An 18,732-nucleotide genomic window follows, 5' to 3' on the forward strand; every position below is an offset into this window, starting at 1 on the left:
CCCGGAACCGTCGCCCCCCGCTCGTAGGGTCCGGCGCGGGGGAGGGGCCGATGAGTCGCAGGCGCACGGGCAGCGCGCAAACGCTGGGCCTGCTGGTGGTGGCGCTGCTGGTCCTGGCGATCTACCTCGCCACCGACCGGCCGGGCCCGACGTCGTACAGCCCGCCGGCCGACGGCGGGGAGGTGCCGGCCGGCACGCTGGACCCGGCCGCGGCGAGCGCCGCGCTCGACACGCTGCCGATCGCGGCGAAGGGCGGCCTGGCCGGCTACGAGCGCGACTGCCGGGACGGCGCCGGCTGCGTGTTCGGCCCGGCGTGGTCCGACGTCGACCGCAACGGGTGCGACCAGCGCAACGACGTCCTGCACCGCGACCTGACCGACGTGGAGGTGCGCGAGGGGACGGAGGGCTGCATCGTCGTCGCGGGCACCCTGGTCGACCCCTACACCGGTGAGGTGGTCGCGTTCAGCCGCGACGAGGCGAGCCAGGTGCCGATCGACCACGTCGTCCCGCTGGCCGCCGCGTGGGTGCAGGGGGCCGCGGCGTGGACCGACGACGAGCGCGAGGCCTTCGCCAACGACCTGTCCAACCTGATCGCCACCACCCGCGAGCAGAACTCGAGCAAGGGCGACTCCACCGCGGAGGAGTGGGTGCCGCCCGACCCCTCCTACGGCTGCGAGTACGCCAGCGTCGTCGTCACCGTCAAGGCGGAGTACGAGCTGTCGGTGACCGCCGCCGAGGCCGCGGCCCTGCGCGACCTGCTCGCCACCTGCTGAGGATCGCCGGGCGCGGTTCCCCGGGTCGCGGGGCGGGTGCGCCTAGCGTGACGGGTGAGGTGAGGAATTGACCGGATCAGACGTGCCCCCGCCCGTGGGGCCACCCCACGGCCCGACCCCCGACCCGGGAGCCGAGCCGGACCCCGGCACGCACCCGATCGAGGGGGTCGCCTTCGCCGCCCCGGAGCAGCCGCCCGCAGCGGGCGCCCCGCCCGTCGCCGGGACGACGACGGGACCGGTCGCCGCCCGGCCGACGGTGCGACCCCGTCGCCGCGGCCCGGTCACCCGGATGGGCCCGTGGGCGCCGGTCGCCGGTGCGCTGCTCGGCACCCTGCTCGGGCTGGTCGCCGTGCTGCTCCTCGCGGGGACGGCGGACGGCTTCCGCGAGCGGCTGGCCCTCGTCCTGCTGGTGGTCGGCATGGGGCTGCTGGGCGCCTCCGGTCCGCTGCTGGCCGACGAGGTGCGGCTGGTCCGCCGGGGTGTCCGCGAGGCCGTCGTCCGCCCGGCGTCGGTCGAGGTCACCGCCGGGCTGCTCAACGGCCTCACGCCGGCGCGGCTGCTGCTCCTGGTCAGCGGCTTCGTGCTCTTCCTCGCCGCCTACGTCGTCCGCGGGTAGCCGCTCAGCCGTACGCCTGCACGGCGAGCGTGACCGCCAAGCCCAGGCCGGCCAGCCCGATCAGCCGGCGCAGCAGCCGCTGCGGGGCGCGGCGGACCACCGCCGGGCCGAGGAAGCCGCCGCAGAACAGCCCGAGCGCCAGCGGCAGCACCGCCGACCAGGCGATGGAGGCCAGGGCGACGTAGCCGATCGCGGCGGTGGCGTTGGCCACGCCCAGCACCACGTTCTTGAGCGCGTTGGCCACCGGCAGCCGCTCGCCGGTGGCGAACAGGTATGCGGCCAGCATCATCACGCCGGCCGCGGCGCCGAAGTAGCCGCCGTAGATCGCGATCGCGAACGTGCCCACGGCCAGCCACCGCGAGTCCCCTCGCGGGTGCGGGTGGGTGGCCGCCTCGGCGGCCAGTTCGCCCGGTGGCCGCTGCACGAGCAGCAGCAGCGACGCGCCGCCGATCAGCCACGGCACGATCCGCTCGAAGGCCTCCGACGGGGTGAGCAGCAGCAGCGCCATGCCGGTGGCCCCGCCCAGGACGGCGGCCGCGGCCAGCCGGGCCAGCCGCCGGCCCTGTCCCCGCAGCTCCGGCCGCGAGGCGCTGACCGACCCGGCGCTGTTGAGGACGAGGGCGACGGTGTTCGTGACGTTGGCCGTCACCGGGGGCAGGCCGGCCGCCAGCAGCGAGGGGTAGCTGATCAGCGAGGCCAGGCCGGCGATGCTGCCGGACAGGCCCGCGCCGACGCCGGCGAGCACGAGCAGGCAGAACTCGAGGACGCTCACCGGGTCACCAGCACCGCGATCGCGACCAGCCCGAGCACGACGACCGCCGTCCGCAGCACCACCGGCGGCAGCCGCCGCCCGACCGACGACCCGACCCACCCGCCGAGCAGCGCGCCCGCGGCGACCAGCCCGGCGGCGAGCCAGTCGATCCGGTCGGTGGCCACCAGCACGTAGGTGCCCGCCGCCACCGCGTTGACGCCGAGCGTGAGCACGTTCTTCAGCGCGTTGAGCCGCTGCAGCGACTCCCGCAGGAGCAGGCCGAAGACGCCGATCTGCAGCACGCCCTGGCTGGCGGCGAAGTAGCCGCCGTAGGCGCCGGTCGCGTAGGCGCCGGTGAGCAGCCCGGCCAGCCGCCAGCCGCGCAGCCGCACCGGCGCATCGGACCCGCGGCGGCGCAGCCAGCGCTGCAGCAGGGGCTGGACGGCCACGAGGACGACGGCCAGGCCGACCAGCGCCGGCACGACCGCCTCGAACGCCTCGGCCGGCAGGTGCAGCAGGAGGAACGCACCCGTGACGGCACCCAGCACCGACGCGGGGAAGAGCCGCAGGACCAGGGGCCGCTGGCCGGCGAGCTCGCGCCGGTAGCCGATCGCCCCGGTCAGGTTGCCCGGCACCAGCCCGAGGGAGTTCGACACCGTGGCCACCACCGGGGGCAGCCCCACCGCCAGCAGCACCGGGAAGGTGACGAGCGTCCCCGAGCCGACGACGGCGTTGATCGACCCGGCGGCGAGGCCGGCCGCGGCCACCGCGACCATCTCCCACCCCGTCATCGGCTGCGAGCGTGTCACAGGCCGCCGTGTGACCCGCCGCACCCTGCGACGCCGGCCTCCTGGGACCCCTCCTTCGACGTCGACGGCCGGATGCGGGACACCGCCCTGGACCTGCTGGCCGTGATCGCGCGCGTCGCCCGCTCCGGCGGTCAGTCGGGGACGGCGGCCAGCGCGGAGACGTCGAGGCGGTGCGCGACCAGGGCGGCGGCGACGTCGTCGACGACCCGCCCGGAGGCGAAGGCGTGGGCCCGGAGCACCTCGAGCGAGTCCGCGGGCTCGAGCCCGCGCAGCACCGTGACCATGCCCATCGCCTGCCGGACCTGCGTGCGGCGCCGGGCGTCGGGGCCCTGCCACCAGCCGGCGGCCTCCTGCGGGTCGTCGGGCGCGAGCAGCGCATCGGCCAGCCGGATGGTGAGGCGGACGACGACGGCCTCCACCTCCTCGCCGTCGAGCCCGGTGAGCTCCTCGGGGTCGCACTGGTAGAGGTCGAGCCCGGCAACGGGCCGAGCGGGGGCATCAGCGGCAGGGACAGCACCGCCCGGTACGGCGTCTCGGTGGTGAGCGTGGCGTGCAGCCCGGCCCAGTTGCGCCGGATGTCCTCCTCGTCGAAGGCGATGACCACGCCGTCGTCCGCGGCGCGCAGGCACGGGCCCGCGCCGAAGGTGAACTGCAGCCGCTCGGCGTGGGCCAGGCGGGCGGGCAGCAGCTCGGGAGCGGCCAGCTCCGGCGGCGGCGGCTGGTGGACCGCCGGCTCGAAGCGTCCGGCGGCCGACTCGGGTGCGCTCACGCCGCGCACCTCCTCATCCGTCCGTGCGGCCGGCATCCACGAGGCGGATCACCGCGTGCCCCTCCTCGTCGGAGGCCTCGAGGTCCACCTCGACCTCGAAGCCCCAGTCGTGGTCGCCGGACGGGTCGTCGAGGATCTGCCGCACCCGCCAGACGCCCGGCTGCCGGTCCCACACCAGCAGCGCCGGGCCCCGGGCGTCGGCGCCCGTGCCGACCTCGTCGTGCTCGGCGAAGTAGGCCTGCACGACCTCGCCCCAGCGCTCGGCGTCCCACCCGGACGCCGAGTCCAGCTCGCCGAGGTCGTACCAGCGGCGCCGCGCCCACAGCTGCACGCGGTGGAACAGCGCGTTGCGCACCATCGCGGTGAACGCCCGCTCGTTGCCGGTGAGCGGCCGCGGCCGGGCCGGGACGGCCACCTCGTCGATCGCACCGGTGTCGGGGTTGGTGAGCGCCTCCCACTCGTCGAGCAGCGACGAGTCCACCTGGCGCACCAGCTCGCCGAGCCACTCGACGAGGTCGGTCACCTCGTCGGTGCGCGCAGCCGCCGGCACCCCCGAGCGCAGCGCCTTGAACGCGTCGGAGAGGTAGCGCAGCACCGCGCCCTCGGAGCGGGTCAGCCCGTAGGTGGAGACGAACTCCCGGAAGGTCATCGCCCGCTCCCACATCTCGCGGACGACGGACTTCGGCGAGAGGTGGGCGTCGGCGGCCCAGGGGTTGGACCGGCGGTAGACGTCGAAGGCGTGCTCGAGGAGCTCGGCGAGCGGCTGCGGGTAGGTGACCTCCTCGAGCAGCTCCATGCGCTCCTCGTACTCGATGCCCTCGGCCTTCATCTGCGCCACGGCCTCGGCCCTGGCCTTGTTCAGCTGCGCGGCGATGATCTGGCGGGGGTCGTCGAGGGTGGCCTCGACGACGCTCACCACGTCCAGCGCGTAGGTGTCCGACGCCGGGTCGAGCAGCTCGATGGCGGCCAGCGCGAACGTCGACAGCTCCTGGTTGAGCGCGAAGTCCGGGGGCAGGTCGACGGTGAGCCGGTAGCGGCGGCCGTCGGGCTCGGGCTCGTCGAGACGGACGAGGACGCCGGCCTGCAGCAGCGAGCGGGCGATGCCGATCGCCTCGCGGATGTGCCGGAGCTGCCGCTTGCGCGGCTCGTGGTTGTCGGTGAGCAGGTGCCGCATGGCGGCGACCGGGTCCCCGGGCCGGGCGACGACGTTGAGGATCATCCCGGTGGTGACCTGGAAGTGGCTGGTCAGCTGCTCGGGGTCGGCCTCGATCAGCCGCTCCATCGTCGACTTCGACCACGGGACCATGCCCTCGGGCGCCTTCTTGCGCACCAGCTTGCGGCGCTTCTTCGGGTCGTCGGCCACCTTGGCGAACTGCCTGAGGTTCTCCACCTCGTGCTCCGGCGCCTGGACGACGACGGTGCCCGCGGTGTCGTAGCCGGCCCGCCCCGCGCGGCCGGCGATCTGGTGGAACTCGCGGGCGTTGAGCAGGCGCATCCGGGTGCCGTCGAACTTGGAGAGGGCGGAGAAGACGACGGTGCGGATCGGCACGTTGATGCCGACCCCGAGGGTGTCGGTCCCGCAGATGACCTTGAGCAGCCCGGCCTGGGCCAGCTGCTCCACCAGCCGCCGGTACTTGGGCAGCATCCCGGCGTGGTGGACGCCGATCCCGTGCCGGACCAGCCTGCTGAGGGTCGTGCCGAAGGCCGAGGAGAACCGGAAGCCGCCGATCATGTCGGCGATCGCCTGCTTCTCCTCCTTGCTGCTCACGTTCACGCTCATCAGCGCCTGCGCCCGCTCCAGCGCGGAGGCCTGGGTGAAGTGGACGACGTAGACCGGCGACTGCCGGGTGTCGAGGAGCTCGCCGATGGTCTCGTGCATCGGTGTCGTCGCGTAGTAGTGGTGCAGCGGCACCGGACGCTCCGCGTGGGCGACCAGCGCGGTCGGCCGGCCGGTGCGGCGGGTGAGGTCCTCGCGCAGCTTCTCCGTGTCGCCGAGGGTGGCCGACATCAGCAGGAACTGGGCGTCGGGCAGCTCGACCAGCGGCACCTGCCAGGCCCAGCCGCGGTCGGGGTCGCCGTAGAAGTGGAACTCGTCCATGACCACGAGGCCGATCGGCGCCTCGCGGCCCTCGCGCAGCGCGATGTTGGCCAGCACCTCGGCGGTGCAGGCGATGATCGGGGCGTCGTGGTTGACCGCGGCGTCGCCGGTGAGCATGCCGACGTTCTCCGCGCCGAAGACGCCGCACAGGGCGAAGAACTTCTCGCTCACCAGCGCCTTGATCGGGGCGGTGTAGAAGCTGCGCCGTCCCCCCGCCAGGGCCGCGTACTGCGCGCCGGTGGCCACCAGCGACTTGCCCGAGCCGGTCGGCGTGGCCAGCACCACGTTGGCGCCGCTGACCAGCTCGATCAGCGCCTCCTCCTGCGCCGGGTAGAGCGTCGTGCCCCCGGCGTCGGCCCACGCGGCGAAGCGGGCGAACAGCTCGTCGGGGTCGTCGCCGAGCGCCCGCAGCGACGCGAGGTCGGCGGGGTCGTCGAGCAGGGGAGGGGCGGCGGTCGCGGTCATCGTGGACAACAGCGTGCCCGACGCCGCTCCGCTTCCCGGCACCGCCGGGCCGATCGCGCTACCCGGCGCGTGCCGGTTCCGCCGGCCGGACCCGGCCCCGCACGAGGAACACCGCGACGACCGCGAAGACGAGGAACGCGAACGTGCCGAACGAGGCCAGCAGGGACCAGGCGTTCTCCGTCCGGGCGCCGACCGCCTCGTCGATGCCCCCGGTGGACGGGAACGTGGTCGGGTCGGTGAGCGCGTGCAGGACGATCGCCGCCCAGATCGTGCCGGTGACCCGCATCGCCAGGTGCGTGCACGTGCCGAAGCAGAACGTGCAGACCAGCGTGGCCAGCACGGTCGACAGCGCCATACCGGCCAGCAGGTCGACCGTGTGCATGAGCGCGAACAGCAGCGACGACACGACCGCCACGAACCGCTCGCCGTGGCCCGCGTCGCGCAGCATCTCGACCGCCAGCCCGCGGGTCGCGAGCTCCTCGGTGACGCCGATGCAGAGGCCGGCCAGCGCCAGCACCGCGATCTCGCCGCCGGTCCGGCGGTTCCAGTCGGTGGCGCCGAGGTGCCCGACGACCACGGCCGCGACCACCGATCGGCTGGGCACCGAAGACCTCGCGGAGCCAGCCCACGCGCCAGGTGAAGACGGGCACGGCGAGCCCGCCGATCCCGATCGGCAGCACCAGGGCGACGACGACGCTGGTCGCGTCCTCCAGCGGGTCGTCCGCGACCCGGTCGCCGGGGAGGAGGCCGACCATGAGCGAGACGACCAGGTGGACGACCAGGTAGCCGCCGACCACCGCGAACGCCTTCCACGTCGCCGGCCGGTCCCCGAACGAGGTGCGGGTGGACCCGGTCTCGGTCCCCCCGCGAGCGGGGCAGCGGCGGAAGTGCGCGCGACAGGGTCGCGCGACCTCCTGCCGGGCTTCCTCGTTCCGGAACCAGGGCGAGCGGCCGATCACGATCCGGTAACGACGCCTCCGCGGGGGCATGGGATGAACCGATAGTGGTCAGAAGGTGAACGACAGGTGAACGGAAGGGGGCGCGACGGTGCGCATCAGTGAGTGTCCCGAGTGCCGCTGGGTGCCGGTCGTCGACGAGACCGGCCGGCGTCGGCTGGTGCTGCGCTGGCAGCTCCCGGTGGCCGCGCCGGCCGAGTCGTCGGTCGCCCGCGCCGCGTAGGTCGCGGCCGGCCCGCTCCTGGGGCCGAACCCGCGCTCCGCAGGTCCTGCCGGACCCCCCGGAGCGCGGGTTCGGCCCCAGAACCACGTCGGTGGGCGTCACGATCCGGTTCCGCCCGGCGCGGCGCGGGTAGGCGGGGCGCATGTCGTCACCGCGCCCCGATTCCCAGCCCGCACAGCAGCAGACCCCGCCCGGCACGCTGGGCGAGATGGACCCGAAGCCCGACCACGGCGAGGAGAGCTACCGGGGGTCCGGCCGGCTCACCGGCAAGGCCGCGGTCATCACCGGCGGCGACAGCGGCATCGGCCGCGCGGTCGCCATCGCCTTCGCCCGCGAGGGCGCCGACGTCCTGATCAGCTATCTGAACGAGCACGAGGACGCGCAGGACACCGCCCGGTACGTCGAGGAGGCCGGCCGGACGTGCGTCCTCGTCGCCGGCGACCTGGCCGACCGGGCGCACGCCAAGACGATCATCCCCAAGGCCGTCGAGGCCTTCGGCAAGGTCGACGTCCTGGTGAACAACGCGGCCTACCAGATGAGCCACGACACCCTGGACGAGGTCTCCGACGAGGAGTGGGACCACACCGTCGCGCTGAACCTGAGCGCGATGTTCACCCTGTGCAAGGACGTGATCCCGCACATGCCCTCGGGCGGGGCGATCATCAACTCGTCGTCGGTGAACTCCGACATGCCGAGCCCGAGCCTCGCGCCCTACGCGATGACCAAGGCCGGCATCGCCAACTTCACCGCGAGCCTCGCGCAGATGTACGCGGACAAGGGCATCCGGGCCAACAGCGTCGCGCCGGGGCCGATCTGGACGCCGCTGATCCCGGCCACCATGCCCGAGGAGAAGGTGGAGAGCTTCGGCCAGCAGGTGCCGTTGGCCCGGGCCGGGCAGCCGGCCGAGCTGGCGCCGGTGTACGTGCTGCTGGCCAGCGACGAGGCCAGCTACGTCTCCGGCGCACGCGTCGCGGTCACCGGCGGCAACCCGATCCTCTGACGGCCCCCGGCGCGGAGTCCCACGGCGCGGAAGACGCCGTCGTGGGACTCCGCTACGGGCGGCGCTCGGCGGTGACCATGGCGACGGCGACCGCGAACGGGGCCACGCCCCCGAGCAGCGTCGTCGAGAGCACCTCCGCCGCCGGCAGCGGGATGCCGCCGGGCGAGGCGAGCAGCGCCCACCCCAGCGCGAACAGGGGCAGCGTGACCACGCCGGTGCCCAGCGCGGCGCGCAGGCGGGCCGCTCGCCCGTCGCGGCGGGCCAGCACACCGGCGAGCAGGGCCGGCACGAACGGGACCGTCCAGCGGACCAGCAGGTCGGCCGGGTGGGCGCCGAACCCGCCCCAGGAGGCCAGCGACACCGCGGCGGTCAGCGAGACGAACGCCGCGGCGGCGACCACCGCCCACCACACCGACGCGGCGGCGGGGGAGCGGAACGTCCGCGACGGCCGGGTCACCCGCCCGGCGGCCCACAAGCAGCCCCCGGCGCAGACGACCAGGAACTGCACCAGCGACGAGGGCACGTCGGTCACGCCGTCGGCGGTCCGCCCGGGCAGCGGCCAGTCCTGGGCACCGAGCAGGGCGAGGACGACGGCCAGGGCGACCGTGGTGCCGGCGATGCCGAACGCGTTGGCGCTCGCACGGACCGCGGGCGGAGCGACCGTCACCTCGACGGGCTCGGCGACCTCGTCGGTCACCAGCTGCAGGTGTGCGCTCCCCCGGGTCGTCACCGGCCGAGCGTCACACGCCGTAGCCGGCCGGGCGAGCCGTCGAGGACCCGTTCACCGGTCCGGGCGACGAGGCGTCACCCACGGTGATCAGCGGGGGAGGGCGGCGCTGATCGCGCGGATCTGCGCGGGACCGATCCGGCAGCACCCGCCGACCAGGCGGGCGCCCGCGGCGACCCAGCGGGGGACGTCGGCGGCGGCCCGCACCGGCTCGCCGGTCCACCGGCGGCCGGCGGCGTCCCACCCCTCGCCGCTGTTCGGGTAGGCGACGACGGGCACGCCGCAGGCCGCGGCGGCCTCCACGGCCGGCAGGACGCCCGCCGGGTCGGTGCAGTTGACGCCGACCGCGACCAGGCCAGGGGTGTCCGCGGCCAGCGCGAAGACCTCGGCCGCCGGTTCGCCGCGGCGGGTGCGCACGGTCCCCTGGTCGTCGAGCACGGTGGTCAGCGACAACCACGCCGGGACGTCGAGCGCGGCTGCCTCGGCGAGCAGCGCCCCCGCCTCGGCGGCGGCCGGCACGGTCTCCAGCGCCAGCACGTCGACGCCGGCCGAGGCCAGCACCTCCATCCGCGGGCGGTGGAAGCGCCGCAGGGCGGCGATCCCCAGGTCGTCGGCGTAGCCGCCGGTGTACTCCGAACCGTCCGCCAGCATCGCGCCGTAGGGCCCGACCGAGCCGGCCACCCAGGCGTCCGGCGCGGCGCGCCGGGCCAGCGCCACCGCCCGCCCCAGCAGGCGGTCGGTCTCATCGGACCCGAGCCCGGCGCGGGCGAAGCCCTCGTGGGTGGCCTGGTAGCTCGCCGTCGTGACCACCTGCGCCCCGGCCGCGGCATAGGCCGCGTGGACGGCGGCGATCGCCGCGGGCGCGTCGCGGAGCAGGCGGGCGGACCACAGGTGGCCGGAGAGGTCGTGGCCGCGCCGCTCGAGCTCGGTGGCCAGGCCGCCGTCGAGGACGACCGGCCCGGCCGCCAGGGCCTCGGCGAGGGACGTGCGCGGTGCCACGCCGTCATCATCCGCGCCGCCCTGCGGTCGGTGCCCCGCTCCCGCAGGATCGGCAGATGGTCTTCGTCTTCGGCTGGGGTCCGCGCCGTCGCCGTCCGCGCTACGGCCGCCCCTACGGGCCCCCTCCCGGGTACGGCCGGGGGTACGGCCCGCCGCCGGGCTACGGCTACCGGCGCCGCGGCGACGACAACTGCCTGCGCGACCTGCTGTTCCTGCAGACCGGCTGCTGCCTGGCCCAGCTGCTCGGCTGCGGCCCCGAGGCGATGCTCGTGCTCCCGGGCACGGTGCGGCGGGCGGTCCGGGCGCCGGGGCGGCCGGCCGAGCGCATGGTCGCGGCGATCCGCGTCTACCAGCGGGAGATCAGCCCGCGCCGTCCCCCGTGCTGCCGGTACTCGCCGACCTGCTCGGCCTACGGCGTCGAGGCGATCCGCCGGCACGGCGCGCTGCGCGGCGGGTGGCTGACGCTGCGCCGGCTGGTGCGCTGCCGCCCCGGCGCGGCCGGCGGCCCCGACCCCGTCCCCTGAGCAGCGCATCCGCGACACTGGACGGCGTGCCCGCCAGCGACGACGCCTCCGGTGACCTGCCCGTCACCGACCGGCTGGTCGTGCCCGCGGGCGCGCTGGCCTGGCGGTTCTCCCGCTCGTCGGGCCCCGGCGGCCAGGGCGTCAACACCGCCGACTCGCGGGTGGAGCTCTCCGTCGCCGTCGACGACCTGCCCGGGCTCGGCGACGAGCAGCGGCAGCGGCTGACCGAGCGGCTGGGCGGCCGGCTCGTCGACGGCGTCCTCACCGTCGGCGCCAGCGAGCACCGCCAGCAGCTGCGCAACCGCCAGGCCGCGCGCGAGCGGCTGGCCGCGGTGCTGCGCGCCGCCCTGGCGCCCCCGCCGCCCGTCCGCCGCCGCACGAAGCCGACGCGGGGCAGCCAGGAGCGGCGGATCCAGGCGAAGAAGATGCGCGGCGAGCTCAAGCGCTCCCGACGGCGCTGGGACTGACCGCCCGCCGGCGCCAGCGTGACGCCCGACGAGGGGAGGACCCGTGAGCGTGACGGTCCGGATGAGCTGCTCGTTCTGCCGGCTCGGCACGACCGAGGTGTCAGCCCGGGAGCGCTTCGCCGCCGGCGGCTGAGCCCGGCTCGCGCACCAGCACCCACAGCGGCAGCTCGTCGTCCGCGGTCCGGGTGGCCTCGGCGACGGTGAAGCCGAACCCGCGCAGGAACGCCGCGTCCGCCCACGCGTGCACCGCGGTGGCGGCCGGCAGCCCGCTCGCGTCCACCGCCGCCAGCCCCGCCTCCAGCAGCGCGGTGGCCGCGCCCCTCCGCCGGGCGGTCGGCCGGGTGCCGAGGTGGGCCAGCCGCCAGTGCGGCCCGGCCGGGGCCAGACGGGCGACCAGCTCCTCGGTCCGCCGCACCGCCGGCCACCGTTCGGCGGAGAGGAACGGCAGCTCGCGGTCCAGCGCCGCGCGGACGTCGTCCGGCAGCGGCCGGGTGCCCGGCGCACCGGGCGGCGGCAGCCACGCGGCCACCGCCGTGACGTCGTCGGTGACCCACGCCGTGCCGGTCGACACCGCCCGGTGGCCGGCCGACAGCTCGTGGAGGCGGGTGAGCCGCTGCATCCGGCCGTCGCCGGGCAGCGCCCAGCGCACCCACCGCGAGTCGCCGAGCGACAGGGTGAGCGTCGCGGCGATCCGCGGCACGTCCCGCTGCTCGGCGGGCCGCACCGGCGGCGGGGGCGGCGGGGGAGGGGGCTCGATGCGCTCGACGGTCGGGCGCCGCTCGGTCACCGCCTCATCCCACCAGACCCGGCCCCTGCCTCAGTCCTTGGGCTCGGCCATCTGGCGGTGCGTCACCGCCTTGACCCGGTCGGGCAGGACGTCGCCGATCGCCTTCTGCGCCTTGGTCATCAGCGAGCCGCCGACGATCTTGTTCTTGCCGTCCATCAGCGCGGCGAAGCCCTGGGCGGCGACCTGCGCCGGGTCGTCCTTCTTGCCGCGGCCGATCGGGGTGTGGTCCATGACGGCGCGGTGGAAGAAGTTCGTCTCGGTCGGTCCCGGCATCAGCGAGGTGATGGTGACGCCGGTGTCCTTGAGCTCCTCCTGCACCGCCTCGGCGAAGGACTGGAGGAACGACTTCGAGGCGTTGTAGACCGCCTGGAACGACCCGGGCATGGTCGAGGCGATGGAGGAGGTGATCAGCACCTTGCCCTCGTCGCGGGCGGCCATGTCGGTGAGCACCAGCTTGGCCAGGTGCACGGTCGAGGTGACGTTGAGGTCGATGACGTCCTGCTCGTCGGCCAGGGGGGTGTCGATGAACGCGCCGCCCCGCCCGACGCCGGCGTTGAGCGCCACCGCGTCGAGCGCGCGGCCGCCGGCGGTCGCGGCGGCGTAGAGCTGGGTCACGCCGTCCGGGGTCCGCAGGTCCACCTGCACGCTCTGCACCTCGGCGCCGGTCTGCCGCAGCTCCTCGGCGGCAGCGAGGAGACCGGCGTCCTCGGCGGCGATCACGAGGTCGAAGCCGTTCTGCCCGAACTGCCGGGCCAGCTCCAGCCCGATCCCGCTGGACGCGCCGGTCACCAGTGCGAGGGGCTTGGTCGTCGAAGTCATGGCCGCGCCCTACCCGGTCGGGCCCGGTCCGATTCAGGATGTCCCCGTGCGGCTCGACGACGCGGTGGCCCTGCTGCTCGCCCTCCCGGGCACCTACGAGGCCGATCACCACGGCCGCCGCTCGGTCCGGGTGGGCGGCGGCAAGGTGGTCGCCTCGGTCCCGGAGGACGGCGTCGTGAACGTGCTGGTGGACGACGACCTGGCCCGTTCCGCCGCCGGGGCGCCCGGGGTCGAGCTGCTGTGGTGGGGGGAGCGGCTCTCCGGCGTGCGGGTCGCGGTCGCCGCCGTCGACCCGGGCCTGTTCGAGGAGCTCGCCGAGGCCGCCTGGCGCCGCCGGGCGCCGGCCGCGCTCCGCCGGGAGCGCTGAACCGCACAGCCGCGCCGAGGGCGCCGTGAGGTCCTCGGAACGCAGGCTTGACGCCGGGGCAGCCGTCGGGAAACGACGGCCGCCGAACCTCGTCGTGTGCCCACCGCCCTGCCGATGCCGTCCGCCGCGCGGCCGGGCGACGGCGCGGGTGGCACGCGCACCACCGACACCCACTGCCCGTACTGCTCGCTGCAGTGCGGGATGAGCGTGACCGCCGGCGACCGCCCGGCGACCCTGGTCCCTTCCGACTTCCCGACCAACCGCGGGGGCCTGTGCTCCAAGGGCTGGTCGTCGGCCGAGCTGCTCGACCACCCGGAGCGGCTGCTGCGCCCGCTGGTGCGCGCCGTCCCCGGCGACCGCAGCAGCCCGCTGGTCCAGACGACGTGGGACGACGCCCTGGACCGGGTGGTCGACGCGATCGGGCACACCCAGCGGGAGCACGGGCGCGACGCCGTCGGCTGCTTCGGCGGCGGCTCGCTGACCAACGAGCAGGCCTACCAGTTCGGCAAGTTCGCCCGCGTCGCCCTGCGCACCAGCGCCATCGACTACAACGGCCGCTTCTGCATGTCCTCGGCCGCCGGCGCGGCCACCCGCGCGTTCGGCATCGACCGCGGCATGCCGTTCCCGCTCTCGGACGTCGCCGGCGCCGACGTCGTCGTCCTGGTGGGCAGCAACCCGGCCGACACCATGCCGCCGGCCATGCAGTGGTTCGACGCCGGGCGCGAGCGCGGCGCGCAGCACGTCGTCGTCGACCCCCGGCGCACGGCGACCGCCCGCAACGCCGCCCTGCACCTGCAGCCGCTGCCCGGCACCGACCTCGCGCTGGCCAACGGGCTGCTGCACATCGCCGTCGCCGAGGGGCTGGTCGACGAGGAGTACGTCGCCGCGCGCACCACCGGCTTCGAGGAGGTCCGGGCCGGCGTCGCCGCGTACTGGCCCGACCGCGTGGAGCGGCTCACCGGCGTGCCGGTGGCCGACCAGCGGCGCACCGTCTTCGCGCTGGCGCGGGCGGAGAAGGCCATCGTCCTCACCGCCCGCGGCGCCGAGCAGCACCGCAGCGGCACCGACACCGCGCAGGCCTGGATCAACCTCGCCCTTGCGCTCGGCCTGCCCGGCCGCCCCGGCAGCGGCTGGGCCACGGTCACCGGGCAGGGCAACGGGCAGGGCGGCCGGGAGCACGGGCAGAAGGCCGACCAGCTGCCCGGCTACCGCCGGCTGGCCGACCCCGCCGCCCGCGCCCACGTCGCCGCCGTCTGGGGCGTCGACCCCGACGACCTGCCGCAGCCGGGCCGCAGCGCCTACGAGCTGCTCGACGCCCTCGGCACCGACGGCGGCGTGCGCACCCTGCTGGTGCTCGCCTCCAACGTCGCCGTGTCCGCCCCCGACGCCCGCCGGGTGGTCAGCCGGCTCGGCGACCTCGACTTCCTCGCCGTCAGCGACTTCTTCCTCTCCGAGACCGCGCAGCTCGCCGACGTCGTCCTGCCCAGCGCCATGTGGGCGGAGGAGGAGGGCACGATGACCAACCTCGAGGGGCGGGTGATCCGCCGGCGCCGGGCGCTCGACCCGCCCGCCGGCGTCCGCGACGACCTGCAGCTGCTGGCCGAGCTCGCCGGGCGCCTCGGCGCGCGCGGCTTCAGCGGCGACCCCGAGACGGTCTTCGAGGAGCTCGGCCGGGCCAGCGCCGGGGGAGCGGCCGACTACTCCGGCATCACCTACCGGCGCATCGACGACGAGCAGGGCGTCTTCTGGCCGTGCCCCGCCATGCCGTCGGGACACGAGGAGCACCCGGGGACGCCGCGGCTGTTCACCGAGCGGTTCGCGACCCCCGACGGCCGCGCCCGGTTCCTGCGGGTGGAGCACGTCGACCCGCACGAGCGGCCCGACCGCGACTACCCCTACGTGCTCACCACCGGCCGGGTGCTCGCCCAGTACCAGTCGGGCACGCAGACCCGCCGCTCGCGCAGCCTGCAGCTGGTGGCGCCGGTGCCGCGCGCGGAGCTGCACCCCGACCTCGCCCGCCGGCACGGCATCGGCCCCGACGACGTGGTCGAGCTGGCCACCCGCCGCGGCCGGGCGCGGTTCGCGGCGCACCTCACCGACGCCATCCGGCCCGACGTCGTCTTCGCCCCCTTCCACTGGGGTGGCGGCTCCAGCGCCAACGCGCTCACCGACGCCGACGCGCTCGACCCGACCAGCCGGATGCCGGCCTTCAAGGTCTGCGCCGTCGCGGTGACCCGCGTCGGCCCGCCCGACGAGCGGCTGCCGGCCCCGGCCGACCAGCCCACCCCGCGGCCCTTCCAGCACGCCCCGACCCGCGCACCGAAACCGCCGTCCCGGAGGAGATCCACGAGCATGAAGAGCAGCCCCCGGTTCCTGCAGGGAGTCTTCCCGATCACCGGCGAGGGCCTGGCCAAGCCGGGTCCGATCGACCCCTCGCTGCGCTACACGGTGCCGCCCGGCACCAGCGCCCAGGCGCTGTACTTCCGAGGCGGCAACTCCACCGGCGAGCTGGTGTACGTGCTGCTGCTGCGCGACGGCGAGCCGATGCGCTGGTTCCCCATCGGCGCCAAGGGCGACGTGCACGTGCCGCTGCGGGTGGTCGAGGACCTGCCCGGCGGCACCGTCGTCGAGCTGCACGCCGCCGCGCCCGAGGGCGTCACCGGCGAGGTCGTGCTCGACCTGGGTCTGGTGGAGGTCTGATGACGGCGATCCTCGGCGGGCGCCCCGAGGGCGTCACCGCCCTGCACATCGACGACGACACCGTCGACGCCCGCGCCCGGCTGGTCGTCGTCGGCAACGGCATGGCCGGCGCGCGGCTGGTGGAGGAGGTGCTCGAGCGCGGCGGCGGCGAGCAGTTCCGGATCACCGTCTTCGGCGACGAGCCGCACGGCTGCTACAACCGGATCATGCTCTCGCCGGTCCTGGCCGGCGAGGAGCACGAGGACGCCATCGTCCTCAACACCCACGAGTGGTACGCCGACAACGGCGTCGAGCTGCGGGCCGGCGTGCGGGTCGAGCGGATCGACACCGCGGCCAAGCAGGTGCTCGCCGACGACGGCACGGTCACGCCCTACGACCACCTCGTGCTGGCCACCGGCAGCTACTCGTTCATCCCGCCGGTGGAGGGCGCGCACCGCGCGGACGGCAGCCTGCTGCCCGGCGTCTTCGGCTTCCGCACCATCGACGACACCCGGGCGATGATGGCGGCGGCCCGCACCCACCGGCGCGCCGTCGTCGTCGGTGGCGGGCTGCTCGGCCTGGAGGCCGCCCGCGCGCTGCAGACCCACGGCATGGCGGTCGACCTGGTCGACGCCGCGCCGCACCTGATGAGCGCCCAGTGCGACGCCGACGCCGGCGCGATCATCCGCGCCGGGGTGGAGGCGCTGGGCATCACCGTGCACCTGTCCACCCTCACCGGCGAGGTCGTCGGCCCGGACCGCGTGCGCGGCGTGGTGCTCTCCGACGGCCGGCAGCTGCAGGCCGACATGCTGGTGGTCGCCGCCGGCATCCGGCCGCACACCGACGTCGCCGTCCTCTCGGGGCTGGAGGTGGAGCGGGGGATCGTCGTCGACGACCAGCTGCGCACCGACGACCCCGACGTCTACGCCATCGGGGAGTGCGCCCAGCACCGGGGCACCGTCTACGGGCTGGTCGCCCCCGCCTGGGAGCACGCGAAGGTGCTCGCCGACGTGCTCACCGGCACCGACCCGACCGCGGAGTACCACGGCAGCCGGCTGGCGACGAAGCTGAAGGTGGCCGGGGTCGACGTCGCCACGATGGGCGTCAAGGCGCCGGAGCTCCCCGACGACGAGACCCTCGTCATCTCCGAGCCGAAGCGCGGCGTGCACTGCTCGGTGGTGATCCGCGACGACCGGCTGGTCGGCGCGACCCTGATCGGCGACACCCGCAAGGTCGCCTACCTGACCCAGGCCTTCGACCGTGGCAGCCCCCTGCCGGAGGAGCGGATCCGGCTGCTGGTCGACCTCTCCGACGGCGCCGAGGGGGTCGGCGTCGCCGAGATGCCGATGGACTCGCAGGTCTGCAACTGCAACGGCGTCTCCAAGCAGGCGATCTGCGGCGCGGTCGCCGACGGCTGCAGCAGCGCCGGTGCCGTCATGGACCGCACCCGCGCCGGCAAGGGCTGCGGGTCGTGCAAGTCGCTGGTCAAGCAGATCGTGGAGTGGGCCGCCGGCGGCGAGGTGACCGAGGACGAGTCGGCCAGCTGGTACGTCCCGGGCGTCCCGATGGCCAAGCCGGCGCTGATGGCCGCGATCCGGGAGCAGGAGCTCACGAGCGTCTCCGCCGTCTTCGCCGCGCTCGCGCCCGGCGGGGCGGAGGACGCCAGGTCGAAGATGGGCCTCACCTCGCTGCTGCGGATGATCTGGGGCACCGACTTCGTCGACGAGCGCGACGGCCGGTTCATCAACGACCGGGTGCACGCCAACATCCAGCGCGACGGCACCTTCTCCGTCGTCCCCCAGATCAAGGGCGGGGTCACCACGCCCGCCCAGCTCCGGAAGATCGCCGACGTCGCCGAGAAGTACGAGGTGCCGATGGTGAAGATCACCGGCGGCCAGCGGATCGACTTGCTCGGCGTCCGCAAGGAGGACCTCCCGGGCATGTGGGCCGACCTCGGGATGCCGTCGGGCCACGCGTACGGCAAGAGCTTCCGCACCGTGAAGACCTGCGTGGGCAGCGACTTCTGCCGCTTCGGCCTGGGCGACTCCACGCAGCTCGGCATCGACCTGGAGGAGACGTTCAAGGGCATCGAGAGCCCGGGCAAGCTGAAGCTCGCCGTCGTCGGCTGCCCGCGCAACTGCGCCGAGGCCTACGTCAAGGACGTCGGCGTCGTGGCCATCGGCAACGGCAGGTGGGAGGTCTACGTCGGTGGGGCGGCCGGGGCGTCGGTGCGCAAGGGCGACCTGCTGGCCACCGTCGACTCCCCGCAGGCGGTGCTGGAGCTGACCGGCCGGTTCATCCAGTACTACCGGGAGCAGGCCAACTGGCTCGAGCGCACCTACGACTTCGTCCCGCGGGTCGGGCTCGACCACCTCAAGGCGGTGCTGCTGGAGGACGCCGAGGGCATCGTGGCCGGGCTCGACGAGCGGCTGCAGCTCTCCATCGACGCCTACACCGACCCCTGGGGCCAGGACGGCGCCGCGCCCGCCACCCCGGGTCAGTTCCGGCCCTCCCTGCCCCTGATCGACCTGCCGCAGGTGCCCGTCCGATGAGCCTGCTCGAGCAGTCCGCCACCACCGCCGCCGTCCGGGCCTGGACCGTCGGCCGGGTCGACGACATCCCGCCGGGGGAGGGGCGCGCGTTCGTCGCGGGGGACACCCAGGTCGCGGTCTTCCGGCTGCGCGACGGGTCGCTGCACGCGACCCAGGCGGCCTGCCCGCACGCCGGCGGACCGCTGGCCGACGGGCAGACCGACCCCGACGTGCTGGTGTGCCCGCTGCACCTCTACGCCTACCGGTGGACCGACGGCGGTGCCACCGGCGCGGACCTGCGGATCCGGCTCTACCCGGTCCGCGAGGTGGACGGGAACGTCGTCGTCGACGTGTGAGGGACCCGCGTCTACC

The 18,732-nt window shown here is 75.3% G+C and carries 19 protein-coding genes; 10 read left to right on the forward strand and 9 right to left on the reverse strand.

Annotation, left to right across the window (positions count from 1 at the left end):
- The first annotated feature begins 50 nt into the window (after positions 1 to 50).
- Positions 51 to 773 (forward strand): HNH endonuclease family protein, encoded by a 723-nt coding sequence (locus tag ACI8AF_RS10785; RefSeq protein ID WP_456539696.1) that lies wholly within the window; start codon positions 51 to 53, stop codon positions 771 to 773.
- Between the two features lie 94 nt (positions 774 to 867).
- Positions 868 to 1,389 (forward strand): hypothetical protein, encoded by a 522-nt coding sequence (locus tag ACI8AF_RS10790; protein WP_456539697.1) that lies wholly within the window; start codon positions 868 to 870, stop codon positions 1,387 to 1,389.
- A gap of 4 nt (positions 1,390 to 1,393) precedes the next feature.
- On the opposite strand, the gene ACI8AF_RS10795 is transcribed toward ACI8AF_RS10790, so the two are convergent.
- The 5 genes from ACI8AF_RS10795 to ACI8AF_RS10815 all read right to left on the reverse strand — a co-directional run bounded on the left by ACI8AF_RS10795 (position 1,394) and on the right by ACI8AF_RS10815 (position 6,885).
- Positions 1,394 to 2,161 carry a sulfite exporter TauE/SafE family protein gene (locus ACI8AF_RS10795; protein ID WP_456539698.1) on the reverse strand — a complete coding sequence of 256 codons (768 nt, stop codon included), beginning with the start codon at positions 2,159 to 2,161 and terminating at the stop codon, positions 1,394 to 1,396.
- Positions 2,158 to 2,931 (reverse strand): sulfite exporter TauE/SafE family protein, encoded by a 774-nt coding sequence (locus ACI8AF_RS10800; RefSeq protein ID WP_456539699.1) that lies wholly within the window; start codon positions 2,929 to 2,931, stop codon positions 2,158 to 2,160. The genes ACI8AF_RS10795 and ACI8AF_RS10800 overlap by 4 nt, the downstream gene beginning before the upstream one ends.
- A 149-nt stretch (positions 2,932 to 3,080) precedes the next feature.
- On the reverse strand, positions 3,081 to 3,368 hold the full coding sequence (locus tag ACI8AF_RS10805) for a hypothetical protein (protein ID WP_456539700.1): 288 nt from the start codon (positions 3,366 to 3,368) through the stop codon (positions 3,081 to 3,083).
- A gap of 363 nt (positions 3,369 to 3,731) precedes the next feature.
- Entirely contained in the window at positions 3,732 to 6,281 is a 2,550-nt protein-coding gene (locus ACI8AF_RS10810; RefSeq protein ID WP_456539701.1) for a DEAD/DEAH box helicase, read from the reverse strand.
- A gap of 58 nt (positions 6,282 to 6,339) precedes the next feature.
- On the reverse strand, positions 6,340 to 6,885 hold the full coding sequence (locus ACI8AF_RS10815; RefSeq protein WP_456539702.1) for a CPBP family intramembrane glutamic endopeptidase: 546 nt from the start codon (positions 6,883 to 6,885) through the stop codon (positions 6,340 to 6,342).
- Between the two features lie 443 nt (positions 6,886 to 7,328).
- Here ACI8AF_RS10815 and ACI8AF_RS10820 point away from each other — a divergent pair, with 443 nt between their 5' ends.
- Together ACI8AF_RS10820 and ACI8AF_RS10825 are read left to right on the forward strand one after the other, a co-directional pair.
- Positions 7,329 to 7,460 carry a hypothetical protein gene (locus ACI8AF_RS10820; protein WP_456539703.1) on the forward strand — a complete coding sequence of 44 codons (132 nt, stop codon included), beginning with the start codon at positions 7,329 to 7,331 and terminating at the stop codon, positions 7,458 to 7,460.
- 208 nt (positions 7,461 to 7,668) lie between these two features.
- Positions 7,669 to 8,460, forward strand: coding sequence for an SDR family oxidoreductase (locus ACI8AF_RS10825; RefSeq protein ID WP_456539704.1), 792 nt, complete (start codon positions 7,669 to 7,671; stop codon positions 8,458 to 8,460).
- A 52-nt stretch (positions 8,461 to 8,512) separates the two neighbouring features.
- Here the strand turns inward: ACI8AF_RS10825 and ACI8AF_RS10830 are convergent, their stop codons facing one another.
- Positions 8,513 to 9,190, reverse strand: a complete 678-nt coding sequence (locus ACI8AF_RS10830) for a hypothetical protein (RefSeq protein ID WP_456539705.1) — start codon at positions 9,188 to 9,190, stop codon at positions 8,513 to 8,515.
- An 87-nt stretch (positions 9,191 to 9,277) separates the two neighbouring features.
- Positions 9,278 to 10,186 (reverse strand): homocysteine S-methyltransferase, encoded by a 909-nt coding sequence (gene mmuM / locus ACI8AF_RS10835; RefSeq protein ID WP_456539706.1) that lies wholly within the window; start codon positions 10,184 to 10,186, stop codon positions 9,278 to 9,280.
- Between the two features lie 56 nt (positions 10,187 to 10,242).
- Here mmuM and yidD point away from each other — a divergent pair, with 56 nt between their 5' ends.
- Positions 10,243 to 10,710 carry a membrane protein insertion efficiency factor YidD gene (gene yidD, locus ACI8AF_RS10840; protein ID WP_456539707.1) on the forward strand — a complete coding sequence of 156 codons (468 nt, stop codon included), beginning with the start codon at positions 10,243 to 10,245 and terminating at the stop codon, positions 10,708 to 10,710.
- Between the two features lie 26 nt (positions 10,711 to 10,736).
- Positions 10,737 to 11,177, forward strand: a complete 441-nt coding sequence (arfB, locus tag ACI8AF_RS10845; protein ID WP_456539708.1) for an alternative ribosome rescue aminoacyl-tRNA hydrolase ArfB — start codon at positions 10,737 to 10,739, stop codon at positions 11,175 to 11,177.
- A 100-nt stretch (positions 11,178 to 11,277) separates the two neighbouring features.
- On the opposite strand, the gene ACI8AF_RS10850 is transcribed toward arfB, so the two are convergent.
- Both ACI8AF_RS10850 and ACI8AF_RS10855 read right to left on the reverse strand, forming a co-directional pair.
- A complete protein-coding gene (locus tag ACI8AF_RS10850) occupies positions 11,278 to 11,964 on the reverse strand; it encodes an N-acetyltransferase (RefSeq protein WP_456539709.1) in 687 nt (228 codons plus the stop codon).
- Between the two features lie 30 nt (positions 11,965 to 11,994).
- Positions 11,995 to 12,783, reverse strand: a complete 789-nt coding sequence (locus ACI8AF_RS10855; RefSeq protein ID WP_456539710.1) for an SDR family NAD(P)-dependent oxidoreductase — start codon at positions 12,781 to 12,783, stop codon at positions 11,995 to 11,997.
- A 46-nt stretch (positions 12,784 to 12,829) separates the two neighbouring features.
- Here ACI8AF_RS10855 and ACI8AF_RS10860 point away from each other — a divergent pair, with 46 nt between their 5' ends.
- From ACI8AF_RS10860 to ACI8AF_RS10875, 4 genes are all read left to right on the forward strand, one after another.
- Positions 12,830 to 13,150 (forward strand): hypothetical protein, encoded by a 321-nt coding sequence (locus tag ACI8AF_RS10860; protein ID WP_456539711.1) that lies wholly within the window; start codon positions 12,830 to 12,832, stop codon positions 13,148 to 13,150.
- Between the two features lie 96 nt (positions 13,151 to 13,246).
- Complete coding sequence (locus ACI8AF_RS10865; protein ID WP_456539712.1) at positions 13,247 to 15,850, forward strand: molybdopterin oxidoreductase family protein; 2,604 nt, start codon at positions 13,247 to 13,249, stop codon at positions 15,848 to 15,850.
- Complete coding sequence (gene nirB / locus ACI8AF_RS10870; RefSeq protein WP_456539713.1) at positions 15,850 to 18,381, forward strand: nitrite reductase large subunit NirB; 2,532 nt, start codon at positions 15,850 to 15,852, stop codon at positions 18,379 to 18,381. The genes ACI8AF_RS10865 and nirB overlap by 1 nt, the downstream gene beginning before the upstream one ends.
- A complete protein-coding gene (locus ACI8AF_RS10875) occupies positions 18,378 to 18,716 on the forward strand; it encodes a Rieske (2Fe-2S) protein (protein WP_456539714.1) in 339 nt (112 codons plus the stop codon). The genes nirB and ACI8AF_RS10875 overlap by 4 nt, the downstream gene beginning before the upstream one ends.
- Positions 18,717 to 18,732: the final 16 nt, after the last annotated feature.

It is taken from the genome of Blastococcus sp. SYSU D00669, assembly GCF_054050715.1.